Consider the following 15,753-nt stretch of genomic DNA (forward strand, 5'->3'; position numbering starts at 1 on the left):
TGACAATTTTCGCATCAGCCGCGCATCGTTCCAGATTTGCAACGCTGAGGGTCATCGCGTTGTCTTTCCCTGAAGCGCTTGAATAGCTACTGTTTCCCTCAAAGGACTTTCGAGAGACCTGCGTGCAACCTTTGATCAATTACTGGCGGCTGGTGCGCCACCCCGGCGCCGACACCCTGCGCTTCGCCCTGCGGACCATCGTGGCCTGCCTGTTGACCCTGTACCTGGCGTTCATCTTTGACCTGGACCAACCGAAGTGGTCGGTCATGGCGGTGTTCATCGTCAGCCAGCCGCTGGGCGGCATGGCCCTGCAACGCAGCTTCGCCCAGGTGCTCGGCACCACCCTTGGCGCCGCGGTGGCGGTGCTGATCATGGCCCTGTTCCCGCAGGCGCCGTTGCCGTTCATCATCACCCTGGCCCTGTGGCTGGCCCTGTGTACCGCAGGCGGTACCTTGCTGCGCTACACCAGCTCGCATGCCTTTGTGCTCAGCGGCTTTACCGCCGTGGTGGTGGCGATGCTGGCGATCCCCGAGCAGGACAACACCCTGATGCTGGCGATTACCCGGGTCACCGAAACCCTGCTGGCAGTGGCCTGCGTGTGTGTGGTCAGCCTGCTCAGTGCGCGGCCGCAGGCGGTGGCCAGCGGCTACTTTGCCAAGGTCGACAACCTGATCAAACTGATGGCCAGCCATGCTGCGGCGGCCATTCGCGGTGAAGAGAGCGCAGCCGAGTTCAGCAAGCGGCAGATGCAGATCCTCGGCGAGATCAGCGCCCTGGAAGGTCTGCGTCGGCACCTGTACTTCGACGCCCCGCATTTGCGCGGGGCCAACGGCCTGGTGCAACTGCTGGGCAACCAATTGGTGTTGCTCAGCTCGCGGCTGACGGTGCTGCGCAACCAGAAGCTGATGATCGCCGAGCGTTGGCAGGGCAGCTACCCGGAATTCATCAGCCGCCTGCTGGCCGACGAACTGGCTTTTCTCGACCTGCTGGCGCAACAGGGCCGGGCCTTGCCAGCGCACGCCCGCGAACATTTCAGCGCCTTGCAGCGGCGTTTCGATCAGGCGGCGCTGCTGGCCGAACAACTGAGCGACCTGCCGACCCCGCTGCGCTCGCTGGCCTGGGCCTTGCGCTGGGAGCAGGCACGCCTGCTCGAACAGTTAAGTGAAATGCTCGAACTCAGCGATGCCATCCAGGAAGGCCGTGCCGGTGATTGCCTGTACCGCCAAGGGCGCAGCAACCCCCTGCACCTGGACTGGCGCCTGGCGGCGATGAACGCCAGCCGCGCCTTTATCGCCCTGGTCGCGGCCGGGCTGATCTGGATCGAAACCGCCTGGGACGGCGCCCGTGCCGGCATGATCCTGGTAGGGATTCTGTGCTCGTTGATGGCGACTTTTCCGCGCCCGCTCATGGCCGCGCAAAACTACGCCCGTGGCCTGGGCCTGGCGCTGGTGGTGTCGGCGTTGTACCAGTTCTGGTTGATACCGCAGGTGGTCGACTTCGAAATGCTCGCGTTGCTGCTGTTGCCACTGCTCTATGTAGTGGCGGTGGGGCTGTCCGGGCCGATGACTGCCGGGATTGGCATGGGCCTGGGCCTGTCGAGCTTTTTGCTGTTCGGCCCGCAGAACATCGGCGCCTGGCAGAACACCGCGATGCAGTGGTTCGAATTCGCCGGTGCCTATGTCTGTGGCGCGGCGCTGTCGTTGATGGTGTATGCGTGGATTTTCCCGTTCAACCCGCAACTGCGTATCGAACGGCTGTTTCGCGAAACCCGCGAACAGGTGTATGCCTTGCTCAAGGGCCCGGCCTCGGACGAGCGCCAGTTCGCCTTCGAAAGCCGCATGGTCGATCGCCTGACCCTGATTATCGGGCTGCTGCCAGCCACCAACGACCAGCGCTCACGGGGGTTGTTCGAGGTCAACCTGGCGTGCATGGCCCTGGGCGTGGCCTTGCGTCAGTTGCAGGAGCAGGGCAGGGCCAACCCGTTGCTGCCCGAGGCCATACGCGCGCAGCTCGAACAGGTGCTGCGCAATACCGGCCGTTACATTGCCGGGCGCACCTCGGTAGTGCTGCCAGACTTGCTGCAGACCCTGCAGGCGCTGGGTGAAAGCCTCGACAACCTGCACGGTGAACAGCTGCAGGCGCCGGCCGAACAGTTGCGCTCGCTGTTCCGGATCCGCGTCGCCTTGCTGGTGATCGCCGGTTTCCTGCGCCACTACAGCCCCTACCTTGAACCCGTTAGCGAAGGAGCCCCGGCCCTTGCCCATTGATTTCGAGATTGGCGGCGTCTACCTGCCGCCGATTGCCCAGGCGTTGCTGCTGGCCCTACCGTTGTTGATTGCCATGCTCTGGCTGTTGCAAAAGCTCGGGGTCATGCAGCGGGTGTGGCATCCGGCGTTGTTTGAAGGCGCGCTGTACGCCTGCCTGTGCGCGTTGATTATCCTGTACATGGGGAGCTGAACCTTGAACAAACTTGTGGCCCAGGTTTCGACCCTGGTTGTGGTGGTGCTGGCACTGGTGCTGGGCTGGTTTGCCTGGGAGCATTACACCCGCGCGCCCTGGACCCGCGATGCACGGGTGCGCGCCGACGTGGTGACACTGTCGGCGGATGTCGCCGGGCGCATCGTCAGCCTCAAGGTGGCGGACAACCAGCACGTCGATAAAGGCGCGCTGCTGCTGGAAATCGACCCCGAGCGTTACGCCCTGGCGGTCGAGCATGCGCGCCGCGCCATCGAGGTGGCGCGGGCCAGCGAAGGCCTGGCCCAGGCGGCGATCATCTCCAGCCAGGCCCTGCTCAAGCAGCGCCAGAGCGAAGAACAACGCCGGCGTACCCTGAAGCAGGGCTTTGCCATCTCCGGTGAAGAATGGGAAAAATCCAGCACTGACGTGGCCGTGGCCCAGGCCGAACTGATGCGCGGCCAGGCCAACCTGAGCCTGGCCACCGCCAACGTGCAACTGGCCACGGCCGCCTTGACCCAGGCCGAGCTGGACCTGCAGCGCACGCGGATCTTCGCCCCGGTCAGCGGCTATGTGACCAACCTGCTGACCCGCCAGGGCGATTACGCCACAGCCGGCGGGCCATTGCTGGCATTGGTCGATAGCAGCTCGTTCCATATCAGCGGCTATTTCGAGGAAACCAAATTGCCGCGCATCCACCAGGGCAGCAAGGTCGACATTGCCCTGATGAGCGGCGAACGCTTCCAGGGCACGGTGCAGAGCATCGCCTATGCCATCACCGACCGCGAAAACGCCCCCGGCAACCGCCTGCTGGCCAATATCAACCCCAGTTATACCTGGGTGAAACTGGCCCAGCGCATTCCGGTACGCATTGAGATCGACCCCGACTATGCCGGCAAGGCCAACCTGCGGGCCGGCACCACGGCCACGGTGACGGTGCGCGAATAAGGTCGAGGTGGTAGGCTTTGTGGCGTTTCTGCCCAGCCACGCGAAGCTCGACCGCATGATCCTCAACCTCGCTGTATTTCTCTGCACCCTGACGGCCATGGAGGGCATCGGCTACCTGGCGCATCGATACATCATGCACGGCTGGGGCTGGTTCCTGCATCGCTCGCACCATGAACCGCATCTTGGCGCGCTGGAAACCAACGACGTCTACCTGCTGGCCCTGGCCCTGATCGCCTTTGCCCTGGTCGGCCTGGGCCGGGCCGGGCATGCGCCGTTGCAGTGGGTGGGGGCGGGTGTGGCGGCCTTCGGGGTAATCTATGTGATCGTCCATGACGGCATCGTCCATCGGCACTGGCCGTTCCGGCCACGGCCACGCAACCGTTACCTCAAGCGTTTGTACCGCGCGCATATGCTTCACCATGCCTTGAAGGGGCGGGATAACAATGTGTCGTTCGGGTTCCTGTATGCACCGCCCATGCACAAGATCAAGCAGCAATTGCGCGCGCGGCGCCGGGGTTGACCCGCAGGCGCGCAATTTCATACAAGATTGTCCGGTGCCGCATGCGTAAGGTGGTAGTGTTCTGCACATGGAGAAACGTATGAGCCTGCACATCGAAACCCCGTTGATCGCCTCGCGTCCGTTGAGCCTGGCCAGTGGCCTGGATATCTGGCTCAAACTCGACGCGCTGCAGCCGTCCGGCTCGTTCAAGCTGCGCGGCGTCGGTGCGGCCTGTGAAGCCTATGCCAAACAGGGCAAGCGCCGCTTCGTGTCGTCGTCGGGTGGCAATGCCGGTATCGCCGTGGCCGTTGCCGGGCGCATTCTGGGCCTGCCGGTGACCGTGGTGGTGCCAGAGACCACCACTGAGCGGGCCAAGCAACTGATTCGCCAGGAACAAGCCGAGGTGATCGTGCATGGCAAGGCCTGGCACGAGGCCAATGCCCTGGCGCTGTCGCTGATGAGCGACGATGCCGCCTATATCCATCCCTTCGATGACCCGCTGCTGTGGCAGGGCCACGCGAGCATGATCGATGAAGTTGCCGCCTGCGCTTTCATTCCGGATGCAGTGGTGGTCGCGGTCGGCGGCGGTGGTTTGTTGTCCGGGGTGTGTGAAGGCCTGGCGCGCAACGGCTGGGGCCAGGTGCCGGTGTTTGCCGTGGAGACCACCGGCGCCGCGTCGCTGGCTGCTGCCATGGCGCAAAAGCAGCTGGTGGCGCTGGACAGCGTCAATACCGTGGCCACTTCGCTGGCGGCCAAGCAGGTGTGCCAGCGGGCCTTCGAGTGGAGCCAGGAGCGGCCGGTGTACAGCCATGTGGTCAGCGATCAGGCGGCGCTGGATGCCTGTGAGCAGTTCCTGCTCGATCATCGCCTCCTGGTCGAGCCCGCCTGCGGCGCGGCCCTGGCCCTGGCCTACGCGCCCACGGCCGAGCTCAAGCGTCACCAGAAGGTGCTGGTTATCGTCTGTGGTGGCGTCACCGCGACCCACGACCAGATCCGCCAATGGCGGGTGGCCTGCTAGTTGGATAGCGTTGTGCACCAGGCCCCCGGGCATCCAGGCGTGCGCCTGATCGATGCCCGTTACCAGCAATTTGCCTTTCCCCGGCATTTTCACCTGGAGTACCACATCGGCCTGATTGTCACCGGCCAGCAGCGTTACGCTGCCGGTGGCACGCGCCAACTGGCCGGGGCAGGGGACATCCTGCTGATGGCCCCGGAGCATGTGCACGACGGTGCCAGTGCCGATGACCAGGGCTACGGCATCCGCATCCTGACCCTCGACCCGGCCTGGCTGGCCGAGGTCAGCCGTGACCTGAGCGACGGCCGCCAAGGCCTGCCCAACCTCAATGCCTTGCAACTGCGCCACCCGCAGCTGCAGCAGTTGCTCGACGGCCTGCACCAACAACGCGACCCGTTGGCGTTCCAGAGCCAATTGTGGGAAACCCTGGCGCTGCTGCTCGGGCTGGGCTCGACCCTCAGGGTGAGCGAGCACAGCAATGGCTTTGATCCTCTGCGTTGGCGGCGCTTGCGCGACTGGCTTGAGTCACGCTTGGATCAGCCGCCGAGCCTGGAAGAAATGGCTGCATTCGTCGACCTGAGCCCTTGGCAACTACTGCGCCGCTTTCGCAATCACTGCGGCTTGCCACCCCAGCAATGGTTGACCCAACTACGTTTGGAACGGGCCTTGCCCCGGGTGCTGGCAGGGCAGCCCTTGAGTGCGGTTGCCCTGGATCTGGGGTTCTACGATCAGGCCCATTTCAGCCGCCTGTTTCGCCGCACCTATGGCGCGCCACCGCGCGGCCTGGCGCAGGGCAAAGTCCCCGGCTGATAGCTTTGTCACTGCGCTCCTACTGTGACGGGCTCGCGCCCCCGACTCACCCACCAACCAAACCCCGCCGCCGTAAAGAACATGATCAAACTGTAGATCGCCGCCGGTATCGCCATGGTCGAGTTGTTCAGCAGGGTAGGGCTCAGCGCCAGGGCAATCGCCAGGGTGCCGTTGTGGATGCCAATCTCCATGCCGATGGCAATCGCCTGGCGCTTGGGGATTTTCAGCAGACGCGGCAGCCAGTAGCCAATGCACAGGCTCAACAGGTTGAACAACAGCGCCGCGCCGCCTACCACCGGGGCATAGTCCACGACCGTCTGCCAGTCCTTGACCATGGCCAGGACGATCGTGAACACCAGAAACAGCGCGGCGATAATCTTCATCGGCCGCTCCATGCGCGCCGCAAAACCCGGAGCGAAATAGCGAATCAGCATGCCCAGGGCCACCGGCACCAATACGATGGCAAACACCTGCAGCACCTTGGCAAATTGCAGCGGGATGGCCTGGTCGGCGGCCATGAAATGCGCCAGCGACAGGTTGACCAGCAGCGGCATGGTCAGGATCGCAATCAGTGAGTTGACCGCCGTAAGGGTCACGTTCAAGGCCACGTCACCATGGGCCAGGTGGCTGAACAGGTTGGCGGTGGTGCCGCCCGGCGAGGCGGCCAGCAGCATCAGGCCGACCGCCAGCGCCGGCGCCAGCGCAAAGCCCTTGGCGATCAGAAAGCAGATAAAGGGCAGCAGCAGGATCTGGCAGGCCAGGCCAATCAGCACGGGCCTGGGAAATTTCACCACCCGGGCAAAATCGGCCAGGGTCAGGGTCAGCCCCAGACCGAGCATAATGAAACCCAGGGCAATGGGCAGGAAGGCACTGAGCAAGGGCGATGCAGTCATGGCACGGACTCGTAAGAAGGCGATGTCCGCCAGTGTAGGCAAGGATTTCAAGTTCCATTACAGATATTGCGGTTTATACCCGGCAAACAGTAGCATCGCCGCTTTTGCCCCAGGACCCGATTCCCGATGCAGTTTCAGCCAGGCATTCTTGCCGCCCCCGTTCCCGCCCAGGCCCGCCACCTGTTCTTCACCTTGCACTCGCCCGCTGCACTGCCAGGCGTGCTCGATGCGCTGCTGCAACAGGTCGATGGCAGCCGTGTGGTAGCCGGTTTCGGTGCGCCGCTGGTGCAGGCCCTGGGTGGCAGCATCGATGGCCTGCGCGGGTTTCCCCAATTGACCGCGGCAGTCGACAACCCCTGTACCCAGCACGACCTGTGGCTGTGGCTGCGCGGGGAAGACCGCGGTGACCTGTGGCTGCTCAGCCAGGCGCTGGAGCAACTGCTGGCCCCGGCTTTCAAACTCGCCGAGGCCACCGATGCCTTCCGCCACAAGAGCGGCCACGACCTGACCGGCTACGAAGATGGCACCGAGAACCCGGTGGAAGACGCCGCCGTTGAAGCGGCGATCCTCGCCAGCGACGTGCCGGGCCTGAACGGCTCGAGCTTTGCGGCGTTCCAGCTGTGGCGCCATGACCTGAGTTGTTTCAAGGCGTTGCCGCAGGCCGAACAGGACGACATCATCGGCCGACGCAAGGCCGACAACGAAGAACTCGACGACGCGCCGGAGTCGGCCCACGTCAAGCGCACCGCCCAGGAAAGCTTCGCCCCTGAGGCCTTTATCGTCCGTCGCTCGATGCCCTGGGCCGACGATCGTGGTGCTGGCCTGGCGTTCCTCGCCTTCGGGCATTCGTTTGATGCGTTTGAAGTGCAACTGCGGCGCATGAGCGGGCTGGAAGACGGCGTGGTCGATGCCCTGTACCGCTTCAGCCGGCCGCTGACCGGCGGCTACTACTGGTGCCCGCCGATGGGCGAGCATGGGCTGGACCTGAGCGCTGTGCTGAGGGGATAACCAGCATCAACGTGTCGGCCGGGTTACGAGCGCTGCGCGCTCGATCGCCGGCAAAGCCGGCTCCCACAGAATCGGCGGAATTCTCAGGGATGGTGGGAGACCCGCGATGAGGCCAGTGCGGCCTGAACAAATGTAAGAAAATTTTACGGACTTTTTACGATGAGGCGTTACGCACAAAGGGATACTGCCTGCGCATTTCTTCGAGACGTCTGATCGTGAGCCAAGCCGCTACTTCCGCAAGCGCCCATTCCCCCGTAAAAACCTCGTCACTTGGCCTGTTGATCGCCGCCGCCGGCGTGGTCTATGGCGATATTGGCACCAGCCCGTTGTACACCCTCAAGGAGGTCTTCGCCGGTCACTACGGCGTGCAGGCCAATCATGACGGTGTGCTCGGCATCCTCTCGCTGGTGTTCTGGTCGCTGATCTGGGTGGTGACCATCAAGTACGTGCTGTTCGTGCTGCGCGCCGACAACCAGGGCGAGGGCGGCATCATGGCCCTGACCGCCCTGGCCCGGCGTGCGGCGGCGCCGTATCCACGCTTGAGCCGGGTGCTGGTGCTGCTCGGCTTGTTTGGCGCTGCGCTGTTTTACGGCGACAGCATGATCACCCCGGCGATTTCGGTGCTGTCGGCGGTAGAGGGGCTGCAACTGGCCTTTGATGGCATCGACCATTGGGTCGTGCCCTTGGCTGTGGTGGTGCTGGTGGCGCTGTTTCTGATCCAGAAGCATGGCACCGCACGCATCGGTATCATTTTCGGCCCGGTCATGGTGCTGTGGTTCACCGTGCTTGGCGCACTGGGGGTATACGGCATCGTCCAACGCCCGGAAGTGCTGCTGGCGATGAACCCGGCCTGGGCGGTGAACTTCTTTATCGTGCACCCCGGTATGGGCGTGGCGATTCTCGGGGCGGTGGTGCTGGCCTTGACCGGCGCCGAGGCGCTGTATGCCGACATGGGCCATTTTGGTCGCAAGCCGATCGCCCGCGCCTGGATCCTGCTGGTGCTGCCGGGCCTGGTGCTCAACTATTTCGGCCAGGGTGCGCTGATCCTCGGCAACCCCGAGGCGGTGCGCAACCCGTTCTACCTGCTGGCCCCGGACTGGGCGCTGCTGCCGATGATCGCCCTGGCCACCCTGGCGACCATCATTGCCTCCCAGGCGGTGATTTCCGGCGCGTTTTCGCTGACCCGCCAGGCGATTCAGCTGGGTTACGTGCCGCGCATGTTCATCCAGCACACCTCAAGCCAAGAGCAAGGGCAGATTTACATCGGCACGGTGAACTGGGCGCTGATGGTCGGCGTGGTGCTGCTGGTGATCGGTTTCGAGTCGTCCGGCGCCCTGGCCGCAGCCTATGGTGTAGCGGTGACCGGCACCATGCTGATCACCACCTTGCTGTCGTCGGCGGTGGTGTTGCTGCTGTGGAAGGCCCCGCGCTGGCTGGCGGTGCCGTTGCTGCTGGGCTTTTTGCTGGTCGACAGCCTGTACTTTGCCGCCAACGCGCCGAAGATCTTCCAGGGCGGGGCCTTCCCGGTCATTGCCGGTATCGCCTTGTTCATCCTCATGACCACCTGGAAACGCGGACGCAAGATCATCGTCGAGCGCCTCGACGAGTCGGCCTTGCCGCTGCCGCTGTTCATCAGCAGCCTCGCCGCGCAACCGCCGCACCGGGTACAGGGCACTGCAGTGTTCCTCACCGCCCGCGCCGATGCCGTGCCCCATGCCTTGCTGCACAACCTGTTGCACAACCAGGTGCTGCATGAGCGGGTGGTGCTGCTGACCGTGGTGTCCCAGGATCGGCCACGGGTGCCGGTGGCCCAGCGTTTCGAGGTACAGGCGTTTGGCGAAGGCTTCTACCGGGTCAATCTCAACTTCGGTTTTATCGAAGAGCCCGATGTTCCAGCCGCGCTGCAGCTGTGTCCGCTCAAGGACCTGGACTTCAGCCCAATGGCCACCACCTACTTCCTCAGCCGCGAAACCGTGATCCCCACCAAGCGCATCGGCATGGCGCGCTGGCGTGAGGCGCTGTTCGCGTTCCTGCTCAAGAACGCCAACAGCAACCTCAAGTACTTCAACCTGCCGCTGAACCGGGTGATCGAGCTGGGGACCCAGGTGGAAATGTAACCCTGGCGCTACGCCGTGGCCGCTGTGCCGACAGGAGCGGCTTTGCGCACCAGGCGCTGCAGCCGGCTGGCGACGACAAAACCGATCAGCGCCAGCAACATCATGGCGATGAACACAGAGTTGTAGCCTTGCTGGCCGGGGAAATGATCAAGGATCGCGCCGTAGCCGACATAGGCGAACATCCCCGGCGCATAGCCGATCAGGCAGCCGATGCCGAACGCGGAACCGGTGATGTGCGGGGCAATCCCGACTTCACCCATCGGCGCCCAGAACACCCCGCGCATGGAGAACACGATAAAGGCGAACGACAGCGTCGCGGCCATGCCGGCGTAGATGAAGCCCGGGCTTTTGGGCACCAGCAAGATGATCGCCATCATTGGCAGTAGCGCCAGAAACGCCCATTTCAGGTAACGGCTGGGGCTCTTGAAGTGTTTGTCGGCGATGAACCCGCCCGCCGGCCCGCCGAAGATCTTCAGCATGTACTGGTTGATGATGCCGTAGGCACCGACCAGCGCCACCGGCAGACCATAGACTTCCTTCAGGTAAGGGATGAAATAGGTCAGGCCGCAGTAGACGATGTACACCATGAACACGTTGAAGCTGACCAGCCAGATCGCCGGGACCTTGATCGCTTCCATGAGGTTGGCCAGCGGGTTCTTGCTGGTGGTCTGGGCTTGCGCCTGATTGCCTTTGAGCAAAAACCAGGTCAGCACTCCAGCGCCGATGTCGATCAGCGCGTAGAACAGGATAGCGGCTTTCAGGCCGTGCTCGCCGCTGCCCAGGGCAATGAACACGCCCAGCGCAGAAAACGCCACCAGGGTGTCGACCACGCCGCGGCCGCCTTCGAGCAAGCCGAACATGCGCCCTTGTTCCTGGTCATTGCCCAGGCCGCGAATGGCCTTGAGCAGCGCTGGCCAGTAGATGCAGTCGGCACACACCGCCAGCAGGCAGAACACCAGCATCAGGCTGCTGAACGGCGGGAAGGTGGCCAGGTACAGGCCCAGGGCGCCGGTGCCGATCAGGCCCAGCGGGATCAGCTTGCGGGTATCGTAACGGTCGGCCAGCATGCCGCCGACCACGAACAAACCGGTGGCGATGATGGCGTTGGCGCTGAGCAGCAAGCCGATTTGTGTATGCGAAAGCCCCATGAACTCCTGCATGGGTACATAAAACGCGTCTTTAAGGTTGGCCAGCTTGTAGACGGTGCCGCCACCCAGAATCAGTATCAGGAACTTGAACCATTTGGCCTTGTTGTGTGCAGTCATTGTTATTCTCCAGGCGTAGTGGGGTAGGGGCTCAAAGGCTGGCGGGGCTGGCGAGCGCCAACTCGGCGAGGGTGCGAAACTCGGCCAGCAAGGTTTTCACGTAGCTCACCTGGTTGTTGGCCCAGCGCTGTTCACCGGCCAGCATTTGTTCGAGGGTCAAGCCTGCGGGCAGGGGCGTATCGCTCATTTCCCGGTAGGCAATGAACGGATCGGCCGGCTCGTTGCGTTGGCGGAAGGCCGGAGCGACGTAGTGGTTTTCCTGTTCGAGGATGAAGGCGATCACTTGCGGCTGCTGCTCACCGAGCATCAGCAGCTCGAACAGCATGCGCGCGCCGGGCAGGTCGTCCTCGGCGCTGCCTTGCAGTACGCCGTAGTGACCAAAGCCCTGGTCTTCGGCCACCACCCGCACGCCCTTGAGGTGGCTCTGGCGGATATGCGGGGCCAGGTTGCGCAGAGCCTGCAGCGGTTGTTCGCAGGCATTGATCATGTTGCCGAAATCGAACAGGGCATTGAGCCGCGGATGGTTGGCCTGGCGCAGCAGTTGGGCGATCTCGTCGCTCTTGAGCTCCTCGTGCTGCTCGAAATCAAAATGCAGGTCATGGGCGTCGGCCAGTCGAGCCAGGTACAGCAGGTCACCACCGATCTGGTCCATCACCTGCGACAGCAAGCCTTCATAGCGTGAATACACACGAATATTGCGGCTGCCGATGACCTTGGCCACGGCAACCACCGCATCGACGTCGACCTTGCGCGTGCTGCTGATCTCCAGGTGCACGTCCAGTTGCAGGGTTCGGGCCTTGTCAGCAAAGGCGCACAGTTGCGTGGTGTTCATTTGCCCCAGGCTGTTGTGCTCACCGTCGAGCATGTGCAGGCTCAGGCCGGCCAGTTCATGGCGATAGGCGAAGTCGAGCAGGTCAAATGGCGTCACGCGGCCGTGGGTGAGGTTGCTCAGCAGCGGGTAGGCGTGGGCAAACAGCCGCGCCTGGTCGAGGCGGGCAAGCAAGCGGGTGGCCAGCTCGCGGGTCAGCAGCGGTGCCTCGGCACCTTGCGCATTGTGGTTCAGTAACGTAGCGAAGCGTTCTTGTAGGGTATTCATTCGAGTCGTTCCTGGTGCGGGCACCGGTTCTACCGGCGCCTTCTTTATCGCGCCGGCAAGGAACACTCGATAGATCCATTACGGATCATTTGATAAGGCCACTGCTCAGCCGCGTAGATGGCCACACGCCCTGAGCGCCAGGACCAGCGCCTGGACCTTGGTTTCAGCCTGCTCCTGGGGCGTGCCGGCAAAACCGATCAGCAGCGCCGGCGGCAGGTAGCGCTCAAGGCAGTAGTCGCTCAAGGCATAGGTGTGCACGCCCTGTTCCGCCAGTTGCCGGGCCAGCGCCTGGTCGTCCAGGTGCGGCGCCAGCCAGGCAATCAGGTGCATGCCGGCCTCAACCGCTTCGACCTTGAAAAAGCCCCCCAGGCGCCGCTCGAGCACTTGCAGCAGGCACTGCTGACGGGCCTGATACAACGCGCGCATACGGCGGATGTGCCCAATGAAGTGGCCCTCGCTCATGAAGTCGGCGGTCACTGCCTGGAGCAGGGTCGGCGGGCTGCGGTCGAGCACCGCGCGCAGGGTACAAAAGGGCTCGACCAGGGCTTGGGGCAGAATCACATAGCCCAGGCGCAAGGACGGGAACAACACCTTGCTGAAGGTGCCGACGTAGATCACCCGTTCGCTCTGGTCCATGGCATACAAGGCCGGCAGCTGCCGACCGGCGTAGCGCAGTTCGCTGTCGCAGTCGTCCTCGATGATCCAGCTGCCGCGCGTTGTCGCCCAGTCGATCAACTCCAGGCGCCGGTTGTGGCTTAAGGTCATGCCCAGCGGGTGCTGGCGTGAAGGGGTGGTGAAGGCCAGGCGTGCTTCGGGGCAGTCACGGATGCCTTGCTGCACGTCGATACCCTGGTCATCGATGCGCACCGGCACCACCCGGCAGCCGTGGGCCTGGAAGGCGATGCGCGCGGCGATATGCCCGGGGTCTTCCATCCACACCGGCTCGTCCGGGTTGAGCAACAGCATCGCCAGCAGGTTGAAGGCTTGTTGGGCGCCGGAGACGATCACCACCTGTTGTGCGCTGCAATCGATGCCGCGGGCATCGAAGACGTACTCGGCGATGGCCTGGCGCAGCTCACCCAGGCCTTGCAATTCGCCGTAGCCGAGCAGGGCCTTGCTCGGCTTTTGCGTATGGCGATTGAGCAGACGCTTCCAGACGGTCAGGGGAAACGCCTCGAAAGCGCCATGGCTGGGCAGGAACGAAGTAGGGGTTTGATCGCCGCAATGGGCGTAGGACACCCCGCGAAAATGGTCGCTGCGCAGCGACAGCATCGTCTGGCTCAACTGCGACAGCGTCGGTGGCGTCGCTGCTGGCGGCTCGATACTGGTGCTGCGCTCCCACTCGTCACCGACAAAGGTGCCGGCACCGGTGCGCGAGACCAGAAAGCCTTCGGCGATCAGCTGGTCGAAGGCGTTGAGCAGGGTGATGCGCGAAACCTGCAATTCCTGGCTCAAGGTGCGCGTCGACGGCAGGCGAATGCCCCCTTGCAGGCGGCCGGTGAGGATCTGCTTGCGGATCTGCAGGTACAGCTGGCGATAGAGCGGGGTAGCACTGTCGCGATTGAGGTCGATACCTGCAAACAGCAAACCGGCGGGGGACTTCATCGAGGGCTCGCAGACACGGAGGAGGGCCTGGATATGCTACGAGAAAGCCCGCCAGGCGGCCAGCCCGGGGGCTTTTGTCATCAAATGAAAACAGCGTGTCGTCCGATGCGAAGCACCCGGCAAGCGTTGGGCATAGAGTCCAGTCAACAAGAATTGACGCACTGCGTCAGGATAACTGGAGTGACATGCATGGCCAAAGTCGTACGCTTCTATGAAACCGGTGGCCCCGAGGTACTGCGCTACGAGGAGGCCGAGGTCGGCGAGCCGGGCCCGGGCCAGGTGCGCCTGCGCCAGGTGGCGGTGGGCCTGAACTACGCCGACACCTACTTTCGCAACGGCACCTACCCGATCCCGATGCCCAACGGCATGGGCGTCGAAGCCGCCGGGGTGGTGGAGGCGCTGGGTGAGGGCGTAACCCAGGTCGCGGTCGGCGACCGGGTGACCTACACCGGTTTTCTCAACACCCTCGGCGCTTACTGCACCGAGCGTCTGATCCCGGCAGCGGCGTTGATCAGGCTGCCGGAAACCATCGCCTTCGAGACCGCCGCGGCGATGACCATGCGCGGCCTGACCTCGGCCTACCTGATGCGCCGCCTGTATGCCTTCAAGCCCGGTGACACGGTATTGCTGCATGCCGCTGCCGGCGGCGTCGGCCTGATCGTTGCGCAATGGGCACGCCTGCTCGGCCTGAGGGTGATCGGCACCGTGTCCACCGAGGCCAAGGCCGAAGTGGCGTTGGCCCATGGTTGCAGCCACATCATCAACTACAGCCATGAAGACGTCGCCAAGCGCGTGCGTGAGCTCACCGATGGCGTCGGCGTCAACGTGGTGTTCGACAGCGTTGGCAAGAGCACCTTCATGGCCTCGCTGGACTCACTCAAACGCCGCGGGCTGATGGTCTGCGTGGGCACCGCCTCCGGCGGCATCACGCCGTTCGACCCGCAGATTTTGGCGATCAAAGGCTCGTTGCAGCTGACCCGTCCGGCGTTGGCCGACTTCATCGCCGATCCGGCCGAGAAGGCCGATCTTGCCGGCGAGCTGTTCGAGCACGTCAGCAGCGGGCGAATCAAGATCGAGATCAACCAGCACTACGCATTGCAGGATGCCGTCCAGGCCCACCGTGACCTGGAAGCGCGCAAAACCACCGGCTCGTCGATCTTCGTCATCTGAAGAGGGCAACAGCATGCACATCGAACAACTGACCTGCGCCATCGGTGCGCAAATCACCGGGGTCAATCTGGCAGATGCGATTCATGACGACGACCTGTTCGAGCAACTGCGTGCGCAGTTGCTCAAGCACCGTGTGCTGTTTTTGCGCGATCAGACCTTCAGCCGCGCCGAGCACGTGGCCTTCGCCCGGCGCTTCGGCGAGTTGGAAGACCACCCGGTGGCCGGCAGCGATCCCGAGCACCCGGGCCTGGTGCAGATCTACAAGCGCCCGGACCAGCCCGTCGACCGCTACGAGAACGCCTGGCACACCGACGCCACCTGGCGCGAGACGCCACCCATGGGCTGCGTGTTGCGCTGTGTCGAATGCCCGCCGGTAGGCGGTGACACCCTGTGGGCGAACATGGTCCTGGCGTACCAGAACCTGCCGGAAGACGTAAAAGCCAAGATCGAGGGCCTGCGCGCCCGGCACAGCATCGAGGCCAGTTTTGGCGCCGCCATGCCGATGGAAAAGCGCCTGGCGCTCAAGGCGCAGTTCCCCGACGCCGAACACCCGGTGGTGCGTACCCATCCGCACACCGGTGAGCAGGTGCTGTTCGTCAACGCTTTTACCACCCACTTCAGCAACTACCACACGCCGCAGCGGGTGCGTTTCGGCCAGGACGCCAACCCCGGTGCCAGTGACTTGCTGCGCTACCTGATCAGCCAGGCCTACCTGCCCGAGTACCAGGTGCGCTGGCGCTGGAAGCCCAACAGCGTGGCGATCTGGGACAACCGCAGCACCCAGCACTACGCGGTGATGGACTACCCGCCTTGCCACCGCAAGATGGAGCGGGCCGGGATCAAGGGCGACCGCACCTTCTGAAGGCCCGCAAC

The 15,753-nt window shown here is 63.8% G+C and carries 14 protein-coding genes; 10 read left to right on the plus strand and 4 right to left on the minus strand.

Annotated features, from left to right (window positions below; genetic code table 11):
- The first annotated feature begins 122 nt into the window (after positions 1-122).
- The 6 genes from F8N82_RS10915 to F8N82_RS10940 all read left to right on the plus strand — a co-directional run bounded on the left by F8N82_RS10915 (position 123) and on the right by F8N82_RS10940 (position 5,726).
- Positions 123-2,267: an FUSC family protein gene (locus tag F8N82_RS10915; protein WP_038995293.1), complete on the plus strand. Its 2,145-nt coding sequence runs from the start codon at positions 123-125 to the stop codon at positions 2,265-2,267.
- Positions 2,257-2,457 carry a DUF1656 domain-containing protein gene (locus tag F8N82_RS10920; RefSeq protein WP_038995294.1) on the plus strand — a complete coding sequence of 67 codons (201 nt, stop codon included), beginning with the start codon at positions 2,257-2,259 and terminating at the stop codon, positions 2,455-2,457. The genes F8N82_RS10915 and F8N82_RS10920 overlap by 11 nt, the downstream gene beginning before the upstream one ends.
- Before the next feature lie 3 nt (positions 2,458-2,460).
- Positions 2,461-3,402 carry an HlyD family secretion protein gene (locus F8N82_RS10925; RefSeq protein WP_038995295.1) on the plus strand — a complete coding sequence of 314 codons (942 nt, stop codon included), beginning with the start codon at positions 2,461-2,463 and terminating at the stop codon, positions 3,400-3,402.
- Positions 3,403-3,457: 55 nt separating this feature from the next.
- Positions 3,458-3,922: a sterol desaturase family protein gene (locus F8N82_RS10930; RefSeq protein ID WP_038999372.1), complete on the plus strand. Its 465-nt coding sequence runs from the start codon at positions 3,458-3,460 to the stop codon at positions 3,920-3,922.
- A 79-nt stretch (positions 3,923-4,001) separates the two neighbouring features.
- Positions 4,002-4,919 carry a pyridoxal-phosphate dependent enzyme gene (locus F8N82_RS10935; RefSeq protein WP_038995296.1) on the plus strand — a complete coding sequence of 306 codons (918 nt, stop codon included), beginning with the start codon at positions 4,002-4,004 and terminating at the stop codon, positions 4,917-4,919.
- Positions 4,920-5,726 (plus strand): AraC family transcriptional regulator, encoded by an 807-nt coding sequence (locus tag F8N82_RS10940; RefSeq protein ID WP_038995297.1) that lies wholly within the window; start codon positions 4,920-4,922, stop codon positions 5,724-5,726.
- An 8-nt stretch (positions 5,727-5,734) separates the two neighbouring features.
- On the opposite strand, the gene F8N82_RS10945 is transcribed toward F8N82_RS10940, so the two are convergent.
- Entirely contained in the window at positions 5,735-6,619 is an 885-nt protein-coding gene (locus tag F8N82_RS10945) for a bile acid:sodium symporter family protein (RefSeq protein ID WP_038995298.1), read from the minus strand.
- A 126-nt stretch (positions 6,620-6,745) separates the two neighbouring features.
- On the opposite strand from F8N82_RS10945, the gene F8N82_RS10950 reads away from it, so the two are divergent.
- Positions 6,746-7,627, plus strand: coding sequence for a Dyp-type peroxidase (locus F8N82_RS10950; RefSeq protein ID WP_038995299.1), 882 nt, complete (start codon positions 6,746-6,748; stop codon positions 7,625-7,627).
- A 215-nt stretch (positions 7,628-7,842) separates the two neighbouring features.
- Complete coding sequence (locus F8N82_RS10955) at positions 7,843-9,744, plus strand: potassium transporter Kup (protein ID WP_038995300.1); 1,902 nt, start codon at positions 7,843-7,845, stop codon at positions 9,742-9,744.
- Positions 9,745-9,752: 8 nt separating this feature from the next.
- Here F8N82_RS10955 and F8N82_RS10960 read toward each other — a convergent pair whose 3' ends face one another.
- From F8N82_RS10960 to F8N82_RS10970, 3 genes are all read right to left on the minus strand, one after another.
- Complete coding sequence (locus F8N82_RS10960) at positions 9,753-11,009, minus strand: MFS transporter (RefSeq protein WP_038995301.1); 1,257 nt, start codon at positions 11,007-11,009, stop codon at positions 9,753-9,755.
- 31 nt (positions 11,010-11,040) lie between these two features.
- Positions 11,041-12,105, minus strand: coding sequence for a sugar phosphate isomerase/epimerase family protein (locus F8N82_RS10965; RefSeq protein WP_038995302.1), 1,065 nt, complete (start codon positions 12,103-12,105; stop codon positions 11,041-11,043).
- Between the two features lie 105 nt (positions 12,106-12,210).
- Positions 12,211-13,710, minus strand: coding sequence for a PLP-dependent aminotransferase family protein (locus F8N82_RS10970; RefSeq protein WP_038995303.1), 1,500 nt, complete (start codon positions 13,708-13,710; stop codon positions 12,211-12,213).
- Positions 13,711-13,899: 189 nt separating this feature from the next.
- Between F8N82_RS10970 and F8N82_RS10975 the strand changes: the two genes are divergently transcribed.
- Both F8N82_RS10975 and F8N82_RS10980 read left to right on the plus strand, forming a co-directional pair.
- The gene (locus F8N82_RS10975; protein ID WP_038995304.1) at positions 13,900-14,880 is read left to right on the plus strand and encodes a quinone oxidoreductase family protein; all 981 of its coding nucleotides are present in this window, start codon (positions 13,900-13,902) and stop codon (positions 14,878-14,880) included.
- A gap of 13 nt (positions 14,881-14,893) precedes the next feature.
- Positions 14,894-15,742, plus strand: a complete 849-nt coding sequence (locus F8N82_RS10980; RefSeq protein WP_038995305.1) for a TauD/TfdA dioxygenase family protein — start codon at positions 14,894-14,896, stop codon at positions 15,740-15,742.
- Positions 15,743-15,753: the final 11 nt, after the last annotated feature.

Source organism: Pseudomonas fluorescens (assembly GCF_902497775.2).
In the GTDB taxonomy this organism is placed as follows: Bacteria; Pseudomonadota; Gammaproteobacteria; order Pseudomonadales; family Pseudomonadaceae; genus Aquipseudomonas; species Aquipseudomonas putida_F.